Source organism: Treponema sp. OMZ 840 (genome assembly GCF_050937815.1).
Taxonomy (GTDB): domain Bacteria; phylum Spirochaetota; class Spirochaetia; order Treponematales; family Treponemataceae; genus Treponema_C.
This window is the reverse complement of record NZ_JACDIJ010000001.1, coordinates 384,235-404,234: the sequence shown is the minus strand read 5'-3', so window position 1 is coordinate 404,234 and position 20,000 is coordinate 384,235. Positions and strand designations below refer to the sequence as shown.

The window sequence follows — 20,000 nt, the reverse complement described above, 5'->3', positions numbered from 1 at the left end:
ATGATAAAAGGACTTAAACCGATAAAACTTCTTCCTGCCAGAGAACGAGTTGCATCTGCTTTAAGAAAGGCAATAATCTCAAAACAGTTAAAAGAAGGGCAGCCTCTTATCTTAGACGAGATTGCAGGTGAATTGGGCATTTCCGCTACTCCCGTGCGGGAAGCCATTCAAATCTTGGCAAGGGACGGTCTGGTAGAGCTGAAAACAAATAAGGGTGCAACTGTTTTAGGAATTAATGAAAAATTTCTTAGGGAACATTATGAAGTCCGCGCTGCGCTGGAGTCTGAGGCATGTATGCTTTGCTGCCAAAATAATGCGGATTTAACTGATATTGAAAATGTCATAAAACAAGCCGATGTAAGTATAGAAAAAAATAATATCGATGAATACAGCGATCTTAATCAGTCATTCCATTATGAAATTTGGCTGGCAGGCGGCAATCAAAAGCTTAAAAATATTTTGTCCGAACTGTGGAACGGTCTTTCTGTGGGAATAAGATCTACTATTGCCGAATATGCACATATTTCCTTACAGGAACACAAAAAAATCTTTGAAGCGTTAAAAAATAGAGACGGTGAACTCTCCGCTGAATATATGAGAGCGCATATTCTTCGAAGTTTGGAAAGTATGCTGACTAGGTATACTGATTCATCTGTAGGTTGAAATATCTAAAAAAAACATTTTTTTTTCTATGTTATAAAATTTATAGAAAATTTGTTTGACAGATAGAATAAAATGGCTTATTATACATTTATATTGGATACATTATCATATATTTAATATCATATTAAAGGTTGAATTTTAGGGTAATGTAAAAGGATGTTTTATGGAAATTCAATATGGAGGTGTAATATGAATATTCCGGCTTTAATAACCATCGTATTTTTGTTTGCTGCGATTGTTTTATTCATTACTGAACTGATTCCGTTAAGTGTTACTTCAATGCTTGTATGCGTGGGATTTGTTATAACCGGTGTCCTTGATGTAAAAACGGCATTTTCCGGATTTGTAAACAACAACGTAATTCTTTTTGTAGCTATGTTTATTGTAGGAGGGGCATTTTTTGAAACAGGTATGGCTAATACTATCGGCGGAATTGTTACAAGATTTGCAAAATCCGAGAGAATGCTTATTGTTGCCATTATGGTTATTGTCGGGCTTATGAGCGGTGTTCTTTCGAATACGGGGACGGCCGCCGTTCTTATTCCCGTTGTAGTCGGTATTGCCGCCAAATCCGGATATTCCAGATCCAAATTTTTATTACCGCTGGTATTCGCTGCGGCTATGGGGGGGAATCTTTCTTTGATCGGTGCGCCGGGCAATATGATTGCTCAGTCTACCATTCAAAAAGCAATTGAAGAAGGGGCGCTTGCTGTAGGTTCCGAGTTCGGGTTTTTCGAATATGGAATTGTAGGGTTTCCGATCCTTGTTGCTGGTATCGTTTTTTATGCAACAATCGGTTTTAAATTGCTGCCCGATAATAAACCGACGCAAAGCGGCGACAGTGTTTTTGATAAGGAGCCTGATTACAGTTCCGTTTCGCCTTTAAAAAAGGCAATGTCCCTCATAATTTTGATTCTCACTCTTCTTGCAATGATTTTTGAAAAAAAGATAGGGATAAATCTTGCAGTTTCCGGCTGTATAGGAGCACTTCTTTTGGTTATTACGCATACAATTACCGAACAACAAGCCTTGAAATCGATAGATTTGCGGACAATCTTTCTTTTTGGGGGTACTCTATCTCTTGCATCCGCATTACAAAAAACCGGTGCAGGTACGCTTATAGCAGAAAAAGTTGTGGGGCTTATGGGTGCAACGCCTTCTCCGTTTTTGCTAACGCTAGTTGTATTTCTTTTGTGTTGTATCTTGACTAACTTTATGTCGAACACGGCCACAACAGCTCTTATGGCTCCTATATGCTATTCAATTGCCGTAAATATGGGGGCAGACCCGAGAGCTGTTCTTATGGCGTGCGTAATCGGCGGTTCTTGCGCTTATGCGACACCGATCGGTATGCCTGCAAATACAATGGTTGTAGGGGCGGGCGGATACAAATTTATGGATTATGTGAAGGCGGGGGCTCCTCTTATTTTGATTGCAACGGTTGTGAGCATGATTATTCTTCCGCTTGCATTTCCATTTTTTCCGAATTAACGGTTTTTAGATCAACAATTTGGGACGGTTAAAATAAACGCTTTTGAACAATGAAAACCGATAAAATAATTTTTATGGAGAATTAAAATATGACAAATGAAGAACAGGTAAAAAAAATAACGTGTTATATGGCACATTTTATATCACATATTGCCAAAAAACTTCCGGATGATGTAACTGCAAAACTTGAAGACCTCCGAAAAAAGGAAGATTCACCGCTGGCAAAAGTTATTTACGAAACAATGACACGTAACCAAAAGTTGGCTGATGAGCTTAACAGACCTTGCTGTCAGGATACCGGTGTTTTGCAATTTTGGGTAAAGTGCGGTACTCAATTTCCACTTATTGATGATTTGGAGGCTCTTTTGAAAAAAGCTGTAATGATTTCTACACAAGAAGCTCCTTTACGTCATAATTCCGTAGAAGTCTTTGATGAATATAATACCGGTACGAACGTTGGCAAGGGGACGCCGACAGTATGGTGGGATATTGTTCCTCATTCGGATACGTGCGAAATTTATGTGTATATGGCAGGCGGCGGATGTACGCTTCCGGGGCATGCAATGGTTTTAATGCCCGGTGAAGGTTATGAAGGAGTGGCAAAATTTGTTCTTGACCGCATGACATCTTATGGACTTAATGCTTGTCCTCCTCTTTTAGTCGGGGTAGGTATTGCTACTTCCATAGAAACCGCCGCGCTTCTTTCAAAAAAGGCGCTTATGCGCCCGATAGGAAGTCATAACGAAAATGAAAAAGCTGCAAAAATGGAACAGCTCTTGGAAGACGGAATTAATTCAATCGGACTCGGGCCGCAAGGAATGGGTGGAAAATATTCGGTACTGGGGGTGCATATTGAACATACAGCCCGCCATCCTTCTACAATAGGCGTTGCCGTAAATGTAGGTTGCTGGTCGCATCGACGCGGTCATATTATTTTCGATAAAGCACTAAATTACATTGTTGATACACACTCAGGTGTAACATTGTAATTTGTGTGTTACCCTTAAATTACAAAAGGAATTAATCTTATGGTAGAAATTAAAGACGGGAAAAAAATTCTTACAACACCGATCAGCGATAATGATCTCCGGGATATTCATATTGGTGATATAATTTATTTAAATGGGAGCTTAACGACATGCCGTGATGTTGCTCACAGGCGTTTGGTGGAAGAACAAAGACCGCTTCCGGTAAATGTACGGGATAGTGCGATTATTCATGCCGGGCCGATTATCCGTTCTCTTGGAAATGACAAATTTGAAATGGTTTCCGTAGGTCCTACAACTTCTATGCGCATGGAAAAATTCGAAAAGGAATTTATTGAACAAACCGGTGTAAAAATTATTATCGGAAAAGGAGGCATGGGACACAATACAGAATATGCATGTAAAAATTTTAAATGTTTGCACTGTGTGATTCCTGCGGGAAATGCTGTTGTAGCGGCTGTAGCGGTTGAAGAGATTATATGTGCGCAATGGCAGGATTTAGGTATGCCCGAAACCCTGTGGAATTGTCGTGTAAAAGAATTCGGGCCGCTTATTGTTTCAATCGATACATACGGAAGGAACTATTTTGAAGAACAGAAAATTGTTTATAACCGGCGAAAAGAAACGGCTCTTGAAAAAATAAGTAAAAACGTTAAGTTTATTAAATAATTTAAATTGCATTTTTTAACTGGAGGGCGCGTATGGTTAATATTTAAGAATATTAACCATCGCTTCTTTCAAACATTCAAACCCGCAACGGTAGACTGTATATAAAAAGTGTACACGGTTTTTACCCTTGCGGGTTTGTGTTTTTTTCATGCTTGACTGGATTTACGGTTTTGTGTTATTCTGTACTACAAGTATTTTTAAAATCATAAGGAAGGACATTCGTATGTATGTTATGTCATTGCTGCAAGCCGCTGCTCCGCAGGGCTCTCTTTTAAGCATGATGCTGCCCATCGCGCTTATTTTTGTTATTTTTTACGTTTTTATTATCAGACCTCAAAATAAAAAGCAAAAAGAAACTCAAAAAATGATTGAAGCTTTAAAAAAAGGCGATAAAATCATTACTATCGGCGGTATTCACGGTACCATCAGTTCCACAAAAGAACAAACCGTGATCGTAAAAGTAGACGATAATACAAAAATCGAATTTACACGTTCGGCTATTGCAACGGTTGTTGTTGATAAGCCTGCAAAAGCCGACGAAAAATCGGACGAAAAAAAGTCTTTATTCGGAAAAGCAAAAAAAAGTGCTGAAGAAAAATCGGCATCTTCGACTGCCGATAAAAACGGTTCGGCCGAAAAATAAAAATGCGGAGCTGAAAGTAAATGATGAATAAGAGAAGCCGCTTTGTTCTTATTCTTGCGGTTATTGCCCTGTGTTTTGTCTTCTTGTGGCCCTCATTGGTTTGGTATGCGGGTACTCCGAAAGAAGTGCAAACACTGGCATTAAGTTCGCTGGAAAAGATAAAAGATTATTCGAGTGTTATGGCGGCGCAAGATGTAAACACTCTCAAAGAAATACAGCGTGCCGACCGTACTGCGGTACTCGGCAGCGAATATGCATGGCTTGAAAAAGAAGCGAAAAAGCTTTATAAAAAAAGTGGTAAAACTCCTTCTTCTCCGATGACTGTCCGCGAAGCATTGCTTATTTTAAGCGATGAAACGGCCGATCCTATAAAAGCGGCGGCCGAAGCCCGTGTTATTTTTGAAAACCGCTATCGGTCGCAAATATTAAAGGCTAAAAATCGTTACAGCCGTGCGGTAAAGCTGGGTTTGGATTTGTCCGGCGGCATGAGCGTTATTGTAAAAGCGGATCTTGATGCAGCCGTTGAAGCTCAAAAAGGCAGCGTTTCCGTAGATAACGAAGCCGCTTTTAGAGAGCAGGCTATGACGCAAGCGGTCGAAACACTCAGGGGCCGCATAGATAAATTCGGTTTATCCGAACCGGTTATCCGTAAACAGGGAGAAGACCGTATTTATATTGAAATCCCCGGTGCGGCGGAAACTGACCGTATCAATACGATCATTTTAGGCAAGGGAATTTTAAATATCCGCCTTGTCGATATGGAAGCGACTTCAGTTTTTAATCAATACTATGCTTCTCATATGGCCGATACTTTTACCGCTTCCGGTAAACTTTTGGACCCTTCAATTATTCCCCCGGATACGGAAGTTTTGGGCTTATATTCAAAAGACGATTACGGTTTGGACGAACGTCAAGGCTATTTGGTTATAAAAAAAGATATCGTACTTGACGGAAAGCATATTAAGTCTGCTACGGTCGGATCCGGGCGTTTGGGCAGACCCGAAGTGCATCTTACGCTTGATACCGAAGGCGCCGTTATTTTCGGCGAATTTACGGCAAATCATGTCGACGACTTTTTAGCTATCGTATCCGACGATAAAGTAAAATCTTATGCGCGCATAAAAACGGCCATACCCGGAGGCAATGTAGCTATTGACGGCTTCGGTGTTGAAGAAGCTCATAATCTTCAAAAAGTATTGCAAACGGCATGGCTGAGCGTGCCGCTTACGGTTGAAAGTCAGCAAACGGTCGGAGCTTCTTTGGGAGAGCAAACTATCCGTCAGGGCATAAAAGCCGTTTTATTGGGCTTGTCCCTGGTTTTGGTTTTTATGCTTATATGGTATACCGGTGCCGGTATCAATGCGGTTATAGCGCAAATATTAAACCTTTTTATGATGTTCAGTATTTTGTCGGCATTCGGTCTTACAATCACCTTGCCCAGTATTGCGGGTATGATTTTAACGCTCGGTATGGCGGTAGATGCAAACGTTATTATTTTCGAACGTATACGCGATGAATTGCGTTTGGGAAAAAGCCGTGCTGCGGCGGTAAATGCGGGTTTTGACCGGGCATTATGGGCCGTTATGGATTCCAATATAACCACCTTTATTGCAGCTTTGTTTTTATCCCAATTGGGTACCGGCCCCATACAGGGTTTTGCCGTCAGTTTGGCCATCGGTGTTTTTTCATCGGTATTTACCGCTTTAATCGTTTCCCGCCTTATATTCGATTTCGGTACGCAAACCTTGCATCGGGAAAAAATCAATATCGGTTGGGGGATTAAAAAATGAGTAAAAAAATAATTCGTTTTAGCAAAGCTTTTATTCCCTGTGTTGTTATCAGTGTTTTGATTATTTTATCCGGTGTATATGCATTGACCGTAAAGGGCTTAAATCTCGGTATTGAGTTTAAAGCCGGTTTAATCGAAGATGTGCGTATTGCACCGACCGCCTTGGAACTTGCCTATACGGGACCTGCAAATGTTTCCGTGCAAGTATCCGGTATCGGACTGACTGTGGTCGTAAGCGGTGTCGGAGCCGAAAATGCCTCTTATGAGATACCCTATGTCAAATACCGCACCGTAGGTGAAGTGGCGTCCGCTCTTAATGAAATAAAAGGCATCAAAGCTGTTGTTAAAGCGTCACAGGATCAAAAAGCGGTTGATTTGTTTTCAAACTCCGAATCTTCGAGCTTGTTGGGAGAAAATCCGTTTAGATTGCATTATATCGGAAACAATACCGGTGATTATACCGTTGAAGATGTGCGTTCGGCACTTTCCGCTATGAGTGATGTTTCCGTAAAAATGATGGGCGATTCGAAGAGTAATTCCTTTCAAATTCGTGCAGGCGATGACGGAAGCGATCCGGAAGCAAGTAAAAAGCTTCAGAGCCTTATCAATGCTTCGCTGATATCTCGTTTCGGTGAAGATATGGTTGCCGTTATAAAGACGGACTTTATAGGCTCGCAATTTTCATCTACCCTTGTCATACAATCCGTACTTTTGGTTGCGGCGACATTATTGCTGATTTGGCTGTATTCCACAATACGCTTCCGTTGGGATTTTGCCCTCGGTGCCGTATTGGCGATTACCCATGACGCCCTTATTATGCTCACCTTTATTTCTTGGGCCGGTCTAGAAATGAATTCGACAATGATAGCCGCAATTTTGACTATTATCGGTTATTCCATCAACGATACGATCGTTGTTTTGGACCGGGTACGTGAAAACGTAAAGACGGTAAAGGTTGCTACATTTAAAGAGCTGCTCGATATTTCTCAAACCGAAATTTTGGGACGTACGGTTATTACCACCGTTACAACACTGTTGGCTGTTTTTGCTTTATACTTTTTTACTTCCGGCAGTATGAAGGAATTCGCGTTAGCTCTTATCGTAGGTATGATTTCCGGTGTATATTCGACCATTATGATTGCGAGTGCCTTTATTGCCTTGGTACGGCGTAATTGGAAACCCTCCGATGAAGAAAAAAAAGCCGCCGTTTCCGTGCTTACGGTTTAATGCTGTGCATGTGCGTTAACGGCGGATGGTTTTAAAAATTTTTTGATTTTTTGAATTGTTTTTAATGTGAAGCTGTCGGAAAGCTTAAGTGCTTACGGCAGCTTTTTTTGTTTAAAGCGTTCGTTTTTTACGCATCCGGTATTTAAATTATCCGGTTTTTAAAGCGGAGCTCCCGTTAGATATTCGAGCGTAAAAAGAGCCGCGTCACGTATAAGGTGTTGTTCAAGCAGTTGTATTTTAATCTGTGTTTTTTCGGCACGGCTTTGCAAAACCTCAGTTTCGGAACCCGAGCCGGATTCGAACATATGCACGTGTTTTTCCAGCATCTTATTTGTAATACGCTCTTTTTCACCCAGATGTGCGCTGCGGATATTGCACAATTCGATAGTATTAAGCTGTTTATGTACAAGTTCTTTTATAAAAAAAACGGCCGCATCAAAATCCGCTTGGGCTTCATTTTCACGGCTTTGAGATCTTTTTTGTTCGTTTATTTTTTTCCCGCCGTCCCAAAGCGTACTGTTCATGCTGACGGTGATTATTACTTTTAATTTATCCTTTGTAAAAAAATCGTTGTTTTGAAATGAAGAAACGGAGCCGCCGTATTCGAGTTTTCCCGATAACACTATATCGGGAATACCGTATGAATCTAATACGGATATGTTGTTGGCAAGTTCGGCGGCACGCAGCCCCGCTTTTGCGGCACTGATACTGCCTTCCGGCGCGCTCAGGGCTTTTTCCGTCAAAATACGCCGCAGCGACGCTTCAATATTGTTTTTGCCCAAATCCGCACTTGTTTTAGGATGGGGAAAACAAGGCAAGTTTTCGGCTTTTAAGTTTTCCAAACCGGTTAGTGTTTGCAGTTCCAGCACATGCTCGGCAATGCTGCCTCGTATTTGTGCCTCGGCTATTTCAATTTCGCCTATGTTTAAATGTATTTTTGCCGCTTCCTGCTCAAGAATACTGCCCTTTTGCGCCGCATGGTCCGCAGTGCGGCTTAGCGCACGCATATAGTTTTTTTGTTCATCGGTGAGCAGAAGCATCGCCTGTAAATAATATAAGGCGCAAAGCCGTGTTTTTATTTCAATTTCAATTTTATTGTGCGTATCTTGCAGCATATCCCTCTTGATGCGCGATATAACCGTATACATCGAAACGGCTTTAAAACCCTTTTCCCATAAAAAAATCGGCTGGGCAACCGAAAGGCTGAGTCTAAAGTCGTTGTCGGGAAAATCCATTATTTTTTTTGTACCGTCGCCCATAGTTTGCGCGATTGCGGGCGGCAATAAGGTTTTTGCGTCCATATAAATATCGGGAAGCGGATTATTATATAAATAAGAAGCACTCATTGTTGCATCGATATGAGGCTGTAAAACGCCTTTTGCATTTTTTGTGTCAAAAGTACTTTGCAGGAATTCTTCACGGGCTTTTCGGATTGCCGGATTGTTTTGTTCCGCCGCATATAATAAATCGGAATATGTGTAAACCTTTGTTTGCGTTTGAGAAGATAAATCTTGAAAAGACGAATCGTGCGTTTTTTGCCCGTACAGTTTCTGTGCGCTTAAAGCGGATAAGAGCACAATAAACAGACAACTTATTTGTTTTAAAGGAATTTTGTTTTTTATGCCCTGCTGTATATTGAGCCGGCGCAATTCGGTTAGGTAATATAAAACGGGAATTAAAAGCAAACTTATGAGAGTAGAACTTACCAATCCTCCTGCAATTGCTTGTGCCAAAGCGGTATATGTTTCGGCCCCTTCACCGCGGGCAAGCGCCATAGGTATAATGCCCAACAGTGTGGTAAGCGTTGTCATTAAGATGGGGCGCACACGGCTTGCACACGCTTTAATAATGTTTTGTATTAATGTCCGTTCGCTTTCCGGGTTTGTTTTACTTTGTTTGCTGCGTATTAAGTTAATATAGTCGATAAGAATAATACCGTTATTGACGACTATACCCGCAAGCGAAATAATTCCCAAAAGAGCTATAAGACTCATTGTTGATCCGAAAATCAGTAAACCGAATGTAACGCCGATTATGGAAAAAGGTATTGCGCCCATAACTAAAAGCGGCTGGCGGAAACGTTCGAATTGCAGTACCATAGCCGTATATACCAAAAAACACGCTATAAGCAAAGCCCGTATCATGCGCGGCAGAGAGTCTTCCAATAATTCCATAATGCCGATTGACTTACTGCGTATGCCTCTTTTTAAAGGATTTTTTTGCAAATACGACTGCAAGCGCTTATGTATTCCTGCCGTATTATCGTTTACCAATACGGCCGATATATTTATGCTTTTTGTGCGGTTTGTATGATTTATTGAAGAAAGGTTTTGTTCTATTTTTTCATCTGCAATCGATGCAAAACTGACCATGTGCCCTTCGCCGTTTTTTATTTCTATGGCAGCTAAGGTATCCGAATTCAGGGGCGTATCGGTTATATCCGAACTCAAATATATATCGTAGCGTTTTCCGCTTAACTTATCGGTAAAACGCCCCGCATTCAATCCTTGAAATAAAATAACACTTGAAAGGGCAGCCTCATAATTGTTTATGCCCAATTCGTTCATATATTCGTGTTTTATTGCCAATACAAAGCTTGTGCTGTCAAAGGCGGTGTCCGTTTTTACACTCAGGGTTTCCGAATCTTCTTTTAAAAAATGATACAAGCGCAAAGATTCGGCATATAGGTCTTGTATGTTTTCTCCTTCCAAACCGATACCGAATCCGCCGCCGCCGGCAACATATCCTAAAAGTCTGTTAAATCCGCCGTTTGTTACCGTGATTTGAGCATCGGGTATCGACAGAGAAAGTAACCGCTGTGTTTCCGTTATAATGTTTTGAATGTTTTTTTTACGCTGCGATCTGGGTTTTAAAATAATATGGGTAAAGGCTTCGTTGGGATTTCCTTTTGAAGATATAAAATTATCTGCCGATCCCGAATACAAAATCGTCGTTTGAACTTCCGGAATATTTTTTTTAATAAGCTGTGCCGCTTTGGTCATGTGCATATGTGTTTGTTCAAGGCTGTATCCTGCCGGAAAGCTGAGAGCTGCATAATAATCCGAATTATCGATAATCGGTAAAAAACTGATGCCCAAAAGCCGGATTAAAAACAAGGTAAAAACGAGTATTAAAACGGATATTCCTATAACCGTCTTCGGCACCTTCAACGCCTTGGTTAATACACGTTCATATTGTTTTTCAAGTTTTACAATTTGCACATTAAAAAGAGAACGTTTTTTTTCTTTTACATTTTGCTTTTGTAACAGTAATCTCATTAAAAACGGCACAATAATAAGGGCGGTAAAAAGCGAAGCGCTCAATGCAAGTATGAGCGTAAGAGCTACATCCTTTAACATCATACCGATTAATCCGTTTAATAATGCAATGGGTAAAAAAACTACAACGGTAGTTGCCGCGCCCGATAAAATTGCCTGACCGACCTCATCCGCACCCGTATAGATTGATTTTTCAAGTTTTTCGGTAAAATCTTCTTTATCCGTATTTTCCGTATCCGTATGTATCGGGATACGTTTATAATAGCGGTATACTTGTTCAATCATAACAATGGAAGCGTCAACAACCATGCCGAGTGCGGTAACCATACCGGATAAACTCATGAGGTTTATACTGATACCCAGTATTTTCATTCCGATAAAGGTAAACAAAATCGAAAGAGGAATGGACATACCTATAATGCACGTTGCTTTTATATCGTTTAAAAATAAAAACAGTATGAGAATTGCCATAACGACACCGGTTATCCCGGAAGTGACGACCGTCGTAACGGAAGCTTTTATCACCCTGCTGTCATCGTTTATAATACTATATTCGATAGCTCCGTGTGTATCGGCGGCGGATTCTGCAAGTATTTTTTTTACATCTTTCGCTATTTTCATAACGTTTGCGCCGCTTCTTTTTTTTATATCGATTACTACAATAGATTTTTCTCCGTCCGATACTATCGATTCGGCTTTAGGATAATCAAAGCCTATATCCGCTATATCTTTTAATTTGATTATTACATTATGTTCCCCGATTCCCACGGTTATATTTTGTATATGGTCAATCGTTTGCAAAGAAGCGTCATAACGGATATCGATATTTCGCTTTTGGTACTCTGCAGAACCGGCCGGCAATTTTATGTTTGCATATCGCAGTGCATTGTATACATCCGTAACGGAAATCTGCTTTGCCTTTAAATCGTTTGTACGCAGTTTTACGCTTACTATAGGTTTTTTGCTTCCCGCTACGGAAACTTGAGATACTCCTGAAAGAGAGGTTAAACGGGGTTTGAGCCTGTCGTCGATATATTCGCTCAGCCGTGCGGAATCTTCGGCTCCGGATACCGAAAAGCTTATAACGGGAAGCATTTCCGAACCGCCTACGAGGGCATCCGGAATGCCTTGAAGTCCGTCGGGTAAATCTTCAAGTTTTTTGTTTATACGGTTGCGCACTTCCGCAAGCTGCTCATAGGGGTCTATACCGTCTTGAAAAAAAAGAGTAATGATGCTTAGCGAATCTTTTGAAGAACTGGTTATGTTTTTTAATCCGTTTAAGGTTGCAAAATCGTTTTCGAGGATATCGGTAACGTCGCGTTCAACGTCCTGTGCTCCCGCACCCGGATATATCGATATAACCGCAATTGACGGCAGCGATAATTCCCCCATAAAGGCTACATTTATGCCGCTTAGCGATATAAAACCGAAGGTTATAAGAACGATAAGGAGCATACCGATAATTCTGGGGTGTTTTACGGCATAATGGGATATTTTCATAGCTCCGGCGTATCTCCCGTATCTGTAATAATCGTTACGGTTTGCCCGTCAAAAATATTGTATTGACCCGAAAGAACAAACCAGCCATGTTTTAATTCTTCCGGTATCATAAAATATTCGTCGTTTTTGATTGTAATCGGCAGACTGTGTTTACTCACGGTATTGTTTTCCGGTGAGTATGTGTAAAAACTTCCGTCCGTTTTTAAAACCTCCAAAGGCAGGGCCGCTACATTTTCTTTTATATCGTATATGATATGAACGTATACAAACATACCCGGCATAAAGTCATGCATATCCTCATTTAACGTAAACACAGTACGGAATGTTTTTGTATTCGCTTGAATATACGGACTTACAGTGTCTGTTTGTGCATTCGGCCGTATTTTACCGTTGTATGCGGTTTTTGATTTGCTTATATATACGATTAAGTTTTTTTGTGTGCCGGTAAAAAGATTGAAATATTTTTCAGGTATGTCTAATCGGACAACCAAATTGTTTAAATCCGCTATAAGGGCTATGGGCTGCTGCGGATTTCCCAAACTGCCCTTGGAAAGCGGTGCATTTAAAATCGTTCCGCTTATCGGAGCTTTTATATCGGTATGTTCAAGCTGGAGCAAGGCCAGCTCGTATGCGGCTTTTGAACTGTCGCGCTGTGCTTTAACCGTTTCAAAGTCTTGTTGTGTAGCGGCATTTGATGCATATAAAGAATCGATACGCTTATATGCATTGTCAAAACTTTCGTATACAGCCTTTGCTTGAAGCATTTGCTGGATAAAGTGTTTTTTATCTATTTGTGCGAGAATATCGCCCTCGGCAACCTTCATACCCGTTTTTACCGGGTAATCGGTTATTATACCGCTTACCAACGGCACAACCGGAACGGGGGCGAGGGCTTCTATGTAGCCGCTCAATGTAATTCCCTGTGCAATGGTTTTGCTTTGCGCTTGAATAAGGGTTACCGCCGGAGCGGGAGGATGGTATTCGTCTGGTTTTTTCTTAAAAATCAAAACGGCAACCAAAGGTATGAGAATTGCCGGCAGTATAAACAAAAGTCGCCGCACAAATTTACAAGACAGTTTTTTTTCCATCAAAGCCGAATACGTCCTTTTTTTACATTGGCGGAATGTCTGCGGCATACTGCGGATATTCCGTCAACAATTTTTATTACAAAATAACACATTATACCAAAATCAATCATGTGTTGATTTTTTAATGTCAATACAGTATAATAATGTAGTGTGAATACCGCAACAACAAAAAAGCGGTAAATTATCAAAAATGCATAAAAGAGGTTAAAAATGTCTGATATTGAAAAAAACGCATTTGTAAAAAAAGCCGAATACCGCAGCGCCGCCCGTTCGCGCCGCCTTATACGGGATGCATACGTCAGCCTTATGCAAAAAAAAACCATTGACAAGATTTCCATTTCCGATATTGTGCGTACGGCCGATTTGAACAGGGGAACCTTTTATGCCCATTATTCAAATCCCATGGATGTGCTTATGGAAATTGTCGATGAAATTGTGGGAGACGTTCAGGGTTTTTTGGCGGACTTTGATTTTGCCGATTTTTTAAAAAATCCCGATCCGCTTTTAATCCGTGTCGAAGCTTTACTTACCGCAAATCTTGATTTTTACCGCAGAATTAATTTAAACACCGCATCGATCGGCTTTACCGACCAAATAAAAAAAATACTGATCGATTATATTTCTTCAGACAAAACGGTGCCGGAAAAAGTGCGTACCAATCCCCAGTTCGAAATAGCTTTGGAGTTGTTTGCCGGCGGGCTTATTTCCGTTTATTTAAGTTTTGTACAGGGGCAAATGCGGGGAACGGTGCGTCAAATTACGGAAACCGTCAGTTTACTTATCCGTGAAGCTTCCGCATCGTTTTTTATAAAATAGAATATCTGTCGCTAAAGTGAAAAATTAAAGCCTCCGATAATATAACAGTAGAGGTACTATGATTAGAGGATGGTATATCGGTTCGAGCGGTATGAATGCACAGCAAAACCGTTTGAACGTCATTGCGAATAATTTGGCGAATGTGGATACGACCGGATTTAAAAGAGATACTGCGGTCAGTAAGAATTTTTCCGAATTGCTCATTCGGCGCACGAACGATGACGGAGTGTATAAAATTTCACTCGGATCCGCCGATGCCGCACCCATTATCGGTAAAATGAGCCTCGGCGTCGAAACGAACGAATCGTTTACCGATTTTTCACAAGGTTCGTATAAAGAAACCGGCAGCAAAACGGATGTCGCTTTTTCGGCAGCAGGCTTTTTTACCGTGCAAACTCCTGGAGGAGAACGCTATACGCGCAACGGCAACTTTATGATAGGTAAAGAGGGCTTGCTTGAAACGAAGGACGGTTATCCCGTATTAGGCGAAAAAGGCCCGATTTATGTTGCGGATACCGAATTTTTTATCGATAAGGACGGCATTATATACGATTCCGAAGATATGCGCGAAATAGAGCGTTTTAAAACCGTCCGCTTCGAAAACGAACGTTATTTGAAAAAACAAGGTTCGAGTTTATATGCCGAAACGGATATTTCGGGTCCCGCCTATATAGCGGAAGGCGAAGAACGTCCCGCTTTTTTACAGGGGTTTGTCGAAACTTCAAATGTAAATGTTGTAAACGAAATGGTTCAAATGATTGAAGTAAACCGCGCTTATGAAGCCAATCAAAAAACAATACAAGCCGGTGATACTATGATGAGCGTGTTGTGGAGCAAAACCGCTTCACTTCGCGGGTAATGTGACAGGATATTAACGGACAGTTAAAGGATAAAAGGGGCTGATATGGTACGAAGTTTATGGAGTGCGGCCACCGGCATGAACGGTCAGCAATTACAGATAGACACGATTTCAAACAACCTTGCAAACGTCAATACGACAGGCTTTAAAAAGAAACGCGCCGAGTTTGAAGATTTGGTATATCAAAACTTAAAGCTTGCAGGAACGCCTGCAACCGAAGATACGGTAACGCCTGTCGGTATTCAAATGGGAAACGGTGTACGTTTGGGCGCAACCCAGCGCATGTTTAATCAGGGTTCTTTGCAAAATACCGAAAACATAAGCGATGTGGCCATTATGGGCGAAGGTTTTTTCCGCGTTCAGCAGTATGACGGAAGCTACGCTTACACAAGAGACGGTTCTTTTAAAGTCGATTCGACCGGACAGCTGGTAACGAATAACGGGCTTCGCGTAATGCCCGAAATCATTATGCCCGAAAATTTTATTATCGAAACGCTGAACATTACCAAAACGGGCAGGGTTAGCGTTAAGGTTGCCGGAAGCGACGATCCGCTCGATATAGGCCAGTTGGAGTTATACCGCTTTCCGAACCCTGTGGGTTTGCAAGCCGAAGGGGACAACCTTTTTATCGTTACAAACGCTTCCGGAGAGGCGATTCCCGGCCGCCCCGGATTTGACGGATTCGGAAAAACCATCCACAAGTTTTTGGAAATGTCGAACGTTTCGGTTGTAAACGAATTGGTGCAAATGATTGTCGCACAGCGCGCCTACGAGTTTAACTCCAAGGCAATCCAAACAAGCGATTCGATGCTTGCAACGGCCGCCGGCTTAAAGCGGTAAATACCGTCAAACGGTAAATAACCATAAAGGGGTAGGGGAATGGACATAATAAACGGTGCTATGATGCGTTACGGCGGCGCGCGCGATATAGAGGCGGCTCAAAACATACAAAAACGCCTTGACTATAAAATAAACGGCGATTATGTTTCCGATTTTAAAAACAGCTTTACAAATGCTGCCGATAAAACCGCCCTTCCTTCCGGGGCGGCCGCAAATTCGGCGTCGGCTTCTTCCGCTCAAAAAAAAATAGATAAAACAAGCCTTTTGTACGAAAAATCGCTTGAACTTGAATCCTATATTATAAAAATCATGCTTTCTTCGATGCGCGGCTCTTTAACGGGCGCCTCTTTTGCAGGCGAAAAAGCAAGTTATGCGCAAAAAATGTACGAAGATATGTTTTACGACGAACTTGCAGTTACGATGACTAAAAATGCCGGCTTCGGTTTAGCCGATCAAGTGTATATGCAGTTGTCGCAAAACTAGACCGGCGTATTGACGAAGTTTTATCCTTTAAAAAGGCTTTTTTGAATTTATACACCCCTATAAAATGCTTCAAATACTTTGAAAATCGATTCCTGATCTTCGCTGCCGGCAAGTTCACGTACCGAATGCATAGCTAAAAGAGGATTCCCGATGTCGACGGTTTGTATATGCACGTGGGCGCTTGAAACCGGCCCTATTGTGGAGCCGCCCTTTATGTCCGAACGGTTTACAAAGGTTTGAAAGGGAACGCCTGCACTGCGGCACAGGTTTTTAAACACGGCCGAAGAAACGGCATCCGATGTATAACTCATAGAAGCCGCGCTTTTTATAACCGGCCCTCCGTTTATAAGCGGAAAGTTTGTAATATCGTTTTTTTCAGGGTAATTCGGATGGAATGCGTGGGCTTGATCTGCGGAAATTAAAAACGATTGCGACAAAGCTTGCTGTAAACGCTCGAAAATCCGCTCCGTGCATACGGCAGCGGCTATTCGCTGAAGGGTATCGCGAAAAAACGGACTGTCGGCTCCCTGTGCGCTTGCGGAGCCTACTTCTTCGTTGTCGAAAATTACGGCCGCTTGTATAAAGTCGGCCGGCTTTGAGCGGGCGAGGGCTTCGATAGAAGGGTAGAGCATACCGAGGTTGTCGATTTTGCCTGCGGAAAAAAACTCATCCTGTGCGCCCGTAAAACAGCCTTTTTGCGTACAATAAAGATATAAATCGAAGTCCGAAACCGCATCCGCTGTAACGCCCAGTTTTTCGGCGATACGTTTTATTAAAAAGTTTTCGGTTTTGCTTTCAGGCGGCACAAGGGCGCACAGGGGCAGGGTATCTTTTTGCCTGTTGTAAGAAACACCCTCGTTTACTTCGCGGTTCATATGAATGGCAAGGTTGGGAATCGTAAAAATCGGTTTTTCAAAATCGATGAGCTTTACTTCGGGTTTGAATGGAGAGGCGCCGTTTAAAACGATGCGCCCGGCTGCGGAAAGCGGACGGTCAAACCATGTCGATAAAATAGGGCCGCCGTACACTTCCGTATTCAATGTTAGATAATTGTGCGTATGTATTTCGGGCTGCGGTTTTATCTTAAATCCGGGAGAATCGCCGTGACTTGCGATAATTCTAAAACCGTTTTCAATACCGCCGCCTCGGCTCATACGCCATGCAATAAGGGCGCTGCCGTTATAATCGGTATAATACGCTTGGCCCTTATGCAAAATAAAGTCGTCGCTTCTTTTTAACCGTGTAAACCCCTGCGCTTCCAAAAGAGCCGCCGCATTATGCATTGCATGGAAAACAGAGGGGCTTTTATCGATAAAATCGAGTAATTGTTGTGCCTGTTTCATATGTTCAGTATAGCGGAAAAACACCTGCGGGGGAAGCGCTTGCGCGAAAGTGCCCGCTTTATCATTGCGGACACCGTATTGCGCTTAGCCTATTTTGCTTTTTCGGGCAGTTTTTCTATCCAGCTTTCTTTTTCCGCCGTTACCGTGACGATGTTGCATTTATCGTCCAGTTCTATTTTTACCGAACCGTTATACAGTGTGTGATAAAAACGCGCGCCGTTTTTTACATAATCGTTTACAACATCCATGCTTCCCAGCACATCGTTCATTGCAACGGCTATTTGCGGGCGGGTTGCTTTAATCCAGCCTCGTTTGCTGCTGGTACTGAGGGCGTGGTGGTTTACTTTTGCGACATCGCATTTTAAACGGTCTTTATATTTATCGAGTATTACCGTTTCGCCGCTTCTGTACAAATCGCCGCCGAAAAGCGCCTTCGATTCACCGTATATAAGCATCATTGTAACCGAATTATCGTTGACGAATTGTGTCGAATTTGAAGGATAATTTTTGGGATACACGATTTCGTGTTCCGGTCCGAATACTTCGACTTTTACCTTATCGCCGAATAAAAAGCTGTCGCCTTCTTCAAGATATTCAACCGGAATTCGGCGGTTTTTAACCGCTTCTTCAAAGGCTCTCATATACTGCGTGTCGTATTCCAAGCGGGAGCGGTATACCAGCCCGATAGGAAAGCGGCTTGCAACCAGCGGAAAAGCGCCGAGATGGTCGATATGCGGGTGCGACATAACAAACATATCGATTTTTGTTATTCCGAGCGCGTCTAAGGTTTTTATAACGTCTTTTCCCGCATCGGGATGACCGCAATCGATAAGCATTATTTTTCCGTCCGGCGAAACAACGAGGGTACTGTCGCCGCTTTTATCTTTACTGTCTTTAGGAACATCCAAATCGATAAAATACAATACAAGTTTGCCGTTTCCGGCTTCGCTTACTTTTTCCCGCGTTACCGCAGATTTTGACGAAAGCGTTTGCGGCGTTTTACAGCCGGAAAAAATCGTAAAACATAAAATCGCGGCAATCAGGGCGGCACAAGTAATAATTCTTTTCATTTAAACCTCCTTAAAATTGAACAATTGAGGAAATGTCGATTTCCGAAAATTGTTCAATTACGCCGTTTTGCAACGCAGTAAAAAACGGCAGTAAATACTGGGAGTTTTGCCGCCACAAAAAGAGGCAAAACTCAAATTAAAGTGAGCGGCGCTATTTTAGACGCACACTTTAAACCTCCTTAAAATAAAACAGCAGAACAAAGTGTCAACTTTGGAAGCTGTTTTATTCGTGCTTTCGCAGCGTAAGCAAGCGAGAAAGCACAAAAAATAAAGGAGTTTTGCCGCCACAAAAAGAGGCAAAACTCAAATTAAAGTGAGCGGCGCTATTTTAGACGCACACTTTAAACCTCCTTAAAATAAAACAGCAGAACAAAGTGTCAACTTTGGAAGCTGTTTTATTCGTGCTTTCGCAGCGTAAGCAAGCGAGAAAAAGCACAAAAAATAAAGGAGTTTTGCCCTTCGCAATGTTGAAAGGCAAAACTCAAATTAAAGTGAGCGGCGCTATTTTAGACGCTCACTTTAAACTTTTCCTTTAAGATACGCGCGGCATACAGCCGGATAATTGGTTATAAGGCCGGAAGCCTTCCATGCGTACATTTTTTCAAGTTCCGCCATATCGTTTATAGTCCACACGTTAAACCCGATACCGAATTTTTCCAGTTCGGCAACGGCCGCTTCGTTTAACGTTTTATATGACGGATGATAAAAGTCGAAGCCGTATTTTTTACAATAATAACCGGCATTAACCAAACCTTTTTCGCCGACAAGGGCGCCGACCGGAATCGACGGGGCGATTTTTTTTGCACTGATGAGCGTACAGTGATTGAATGAAGAAAACAATACCCTATCAATAAGATTGTATTTGGTAATAATATCGATTGTTTTTTTTTCGATATCTTCATAATAGACGACACCGGTTTTTAATTCGATATTGGTCGTTATCGGCACCGTTGCCGCCCATTCGCAGTATTCTTCAAATGAAGGTATCGGTTCTTTAGGAAAGGTAGTGCCCCATGTATGGGCTGCGTTAAGCGTACGCAAATCTGCAAGGGTTTTATCCCGCACGTTTCCCGTTCCGTCGGTTGTGCGGTCTACCGTTTCATCGTGAATGATAACAACCTTCCCGTCTTTTGTAAGCTGTACGTCCAACTCGATTCCGTCGCAGCCGGCTTCGACGGCTTTACGAAAGGCAAGCATCGTATTTTCGGGATAGCATCCGCTGTATCCGCGGTGTGCAATAACATTCATAGTAATT

The 20,000-nt window shown here is 42.0% G+C and carries 16 protein-coding genes; 11 read left to right on the top strand and 5 right to left on the bottom strand.

Annotated elements, in window-relative coordinates; translation table 11 throughout:
• The 7 genes from H0R92_RS01945 (at nt 1) to secF (ending at nt 7,468) form a co-directional block, all read left to right on the top strand.
• Nucleotides 1–663, top strand: coding sequence for a GntR family transcriptional regulator (locus H0R92_RS01945; RefSeq protein ID WP_432960625.1), 663 nt, complete (start codon nt 1–3; stop codon nt 661–663).
• A 189-nt stretch (nt 664–852) separates the two neighbouring features.
• Complete coding sequence (locus H0R92_RS01940) at nt 853–2,154, top strand: SLC13 family permease (RefSeq protein ID WP_432960623.1); 1,302 nt, start codon at nt 853–855, stop codon at nt 2,152–2,154.
• A gap of 89 nt (nt 2,155–2,243) precedes the next feature.
• Nucleotides 2,244–3,143, top strand: coding sequence for a L(+)-tartrate dehydratase subunit alpha (gene ttdA, locus H0R92_RS01935; RefSeq protein WP_432960621.1), 900 nt, complete (start codon nt 2,244–2,246; stop codon nt 3,141–3,143).
• A gap of 39 nt (nt 3,144–3,182) precedes the next feature.
• Nucleotides 3,183–3,809 (top strand): L(+)-tartrate dehydratase subunit beta, encoded by a 627-nt coding sequence (gene ttdB / locus H0R92_RS01930; protein WP_432960619.1) that lies wholly within the window; start codon nt 3,183–3,185, stop codon nt 3,807–3,809.
• A 223-nt stretch (nt 3,810–4,032) separates the two neighbouring features.
• The gene (gene yajC / locus H0R92_RS01925) at nt 4,033–4,452 is read left to right on the top strand and encodes a preprotein translocase subunit YajC (protein WP_432960617.1); all 420 of its coding nucleotides are present in this window, start codon (nt 4,033–4,035) and stop codon (nt 4,450–4,452) included.
• A 23-nt stretch (nt 4,453–4,475) separates the two neighbouring features.
• On the top strand, nt 4,476–6,242 hold the full coding sequence (gene secD / locus H0R92_RS01920) for a protein translocase subunit SecD (RefSeq protein WP_432961173.1): 1,767 nt from the start codon (nt 4,476–4,478) through the stop codon (nt 6,240–6,242).
• Nucleotides 6,239–7,468 (top strand): protein translocase subunit SecF, encoded by a 1,230-nt coding sequence (gene secF / locus H0R92_RS01915; protein WP_432960615.1) that lies wholly within the window; start codon nt 6,239–6,241, stop codon nt 7,466–7,468. Before secD ends, secF begins: the two co-directional genes overlap by 4 nt.
• Before the next feature lie 158 nt (nt 7,469–7,626).
• Here secF and H0R92_RS01910 read toward each other — a convergent pair whose 3' ends face one another.
• Both H0R92_RS01910 and H0R92_RS01905 read right to left on the bottom strand, forming a co-directional pair.
• Complete coding sequence (locus H0R92_RS01910) at nt 7,627–12,246, bottom strand: efflux RND transporter permease subunit (protein ID WP_432960613.1); 4,620 nt, start codon at nt 12,244–12,246, stop codon at nt 7,627–7,629.
• Nucleotides 12,243–13,334, bottom strand: a complete 1,092-nt coding sequence (locus tag H0R92_RS01905) for an efflux RND transporter periplasmic adaptor subunit (protein ID WP_432960612.1) — start codon at nt 13,332–13,334, stop codon at nt 12,243–12,245. The genes H0R92_RS01910 and H0R92_RS01905 overlap by 4 nt, the downstream gene beginning before the upstream one ends.
• 210 nt (nt 13,335–13,544) lie before the next feature.
• On the opposite strand from H0R92_RS01905, the gene H0R92_RS01900 reads away from it, so the two are divergent.
• Genes H0R92_RS01900 through H0R92_RS01885 form a run of 4 tightly spaced genes read left to right on the top strand, consistent with a single transcriptional unit; the run spans nt 13,545 to nt 16,332 of the window.
• Complete coding sequence (locus H0R92_RS01900) at nt 13,545–14,150, top strand: TetR/AcrR family transcriptional regulator (protein WP_432960610.1); 606 nt, start codon at nt 13,545–13,547, stop codon at nt 14,148–14,150.
• A gap of 58 nt (nt 14,151–14,208) precedes the next feature.
• A complete protein-coding gene (gene flgF / locus H0R92_RS01895; RefSeq protein ID WP_432960608.1) occupies nt 14,209–15,009 on the top strand; it encodes a flagellar basal-body rod protein FlgF in 801 nt (266 codons plus the stop codon).
• 45 nt (nt 15,010–15,054) lie between these two features.
• On the top strand, nt 15,055–15,849 hold the full coding sequence (gene flgG, locus H0R92_RS01890; RefSeq protein ID WP_432960606.1) for a flagellar basal-body rod protein FlgG: 795 nt from the start codon (nt 15,055–15,057) through the stop codon (nt 15,847–15,849).
• Between the two features lie 39 nt (nt 15,850–15,888).
• The gene (locus H0R92_RS01885) at nt 15,889–16,332 is read left to right on the top strand and encodes a rod-binding protein (RefSeq protein WP_432960604.1); all 444 of its coding nucleotides are present in this window, start codon (nt 15,889–15,891) and stop codon (nt 16,330–16,332) included.
• 47 nt (nt 16,333–16,379) lie between these two features.
• Here the strand turns inward: H0R92_RS01885 and H0R92_RS01880 are convergent, their stop codons facing one another.
• From H0R92_RS01880 to H0R92_RS01870, 3 genes are all read right to left on the bottom strand, one after another.
• Entirely contained in the window at nt 16,380–17,675 is a 1,296-nt protein-coding gene (locus tag H0R92_RS01880; protein WP_432960602.1) for a M18 family aminopeptidase, read from the bottom strand.
• Nucleotides 17,676–17,764: 89 nt separating this feature from the next.
• Nucleotides 17,765–18,745, bottom strand: coding sequence for a ComEC/Rec2 family competence protein (locus H0R92_RS01875; RefSeq protein ID WP_432960600.1), 981 nt, complete (start codon nt 18,743–18,745; stop codon nt 17,765–17,767).
• Nucleotides 18,746–19,264: 519 nt separating this feature from the next.
• Nucleotides 19,265–19,993 (bottom strand): glycerophosphodiester phosphodiesterase, encoded by a 729-nt coding sequence (locus H0R92_RS01870; RefSeq protein ID WP_432960598.1) that lies wholly within the window; start codon nt 19,991–19,993, stop codon nt 19,265–19,267.
• Between the last annotated feature and the right edge of the window lie 7 nt (nt 19,994–20,000).

What these genes read in the sequence shown, in the direction of transcription:
- H0R92_RS01940 (WP_432960623.1), top strand. Translation starts at nt 853, where the DNA reads ATGAATATTCCGGCTTTAATAACCATCGTATTTTTGTTTGCTGCGATT.
- flgF (WP_432960608.1), top strand. Translation starts at nt 14,209, where the DNA reads ATGATTAGAGGATGGTATATCGGTTCGAGCGGTATGAATGCACAGCAA.
- secD (WP_432961173.1), top strand. Translation starts at nt 4,476, where the DNA reads ATGAATAAGAGAAGCCGCTTTGTTCTTATTCTTGCGGTTATTGCCCTG.
- H0R92_RS01945 (WP_432960625.1), top strand. Translation starts at nt 1, where the DNA reads ATGATAAAAGGACTTAAACCGATAAAACTTCTTCCTGCCAGAGAACGA.
- H0R92_RS01875 (WP_432960600.1), bottom strand. Translation starts at nt 18,745, where the DNA reads ATGAAAAGAATTATTACTTGTGCCGCCCTGATTGCCGCGATTTTATGT.
- H0R92_RS01905 (WP_432960612.1), bottom strand. Translation starts at nt 13,334, where the DNA reads ATGGAAAAAAAACTGTCTTGTAAATTTGTGCGGCGACTTTTGTTTATA.
- H0R92_RS01910 (WP_432960613.1), bottom strand. Translation starts at nt 12,246, where the DNA reads ATGAAAATATCCCATTATGCCGTAAAACACCCCAGAATTATCGGTATG.
- H0R92_RS01885 (WP_432960604.1), top strand. Translation starts at nt 15,889, where the DNA reads ATGGACATAATAAACGGTGCTATGATGCGTTACGGCGGCGCGCGCGAT.
- H0R92_RS01870 (WP_432960598.1), bottom strand. Translation starts at nt 19,993, where the DNA reads ATGAATGTTATTGCACACCGCGGATACAGCGGATGCTATCCCGAAAAT.
- ttdB (WP_432960619.1), top strand. Translation starts at nt 3,183, where the DNA reads ATGGTAGAAATTAAAGACGGGAAAAAAATTCTTACAACACCGATCAGC.
- flgG (WP_432960606.1), top strand. Translation starts at nt 15,055, where the DNA reads ATGGTACGAAGTTTATGGAGTGCGGCCACCGGCATGAACGGTCAGCAA.
- secF (WP_432960615.1), top strand. Translation starts at nt 6,239, where the DNA reads ATGAGTAAAAAAATAATTCGTTTTAGCAAAGCTTTTATTCCCTGTGTT.
- H0R92_RS01880 (WP_432960602.1), bottom strand. Translation starts at nt 17,675, where the DNA reads ATGAAACAGGCACAACAATTACTCGATTTTATCGATAAAAGCCCCTCT.
- yajC (WP_432960617.1), top strand. Translation starts at nt 4,033, where the DNA reads ATGTATGTTATGTCATTGCTGCAAGCCGCTGCTCCGCAGGGCTCTCTT.
- H0R92_RS01900 (WP_432960610.1), top strand. Translation starts at nt 13,545, where the DNA reads ATGTCTGATATTGAAAAAAACGCATTTGTAAAAAAAGCCGAATACCGC.
- ttdA (WP_432960621.1), top strand. Translation starts at nt 2,244, where the DNA reads ATGACAAATGAAGAACAGGTAAAAAAAATAACGTGTTATATGGCACAT.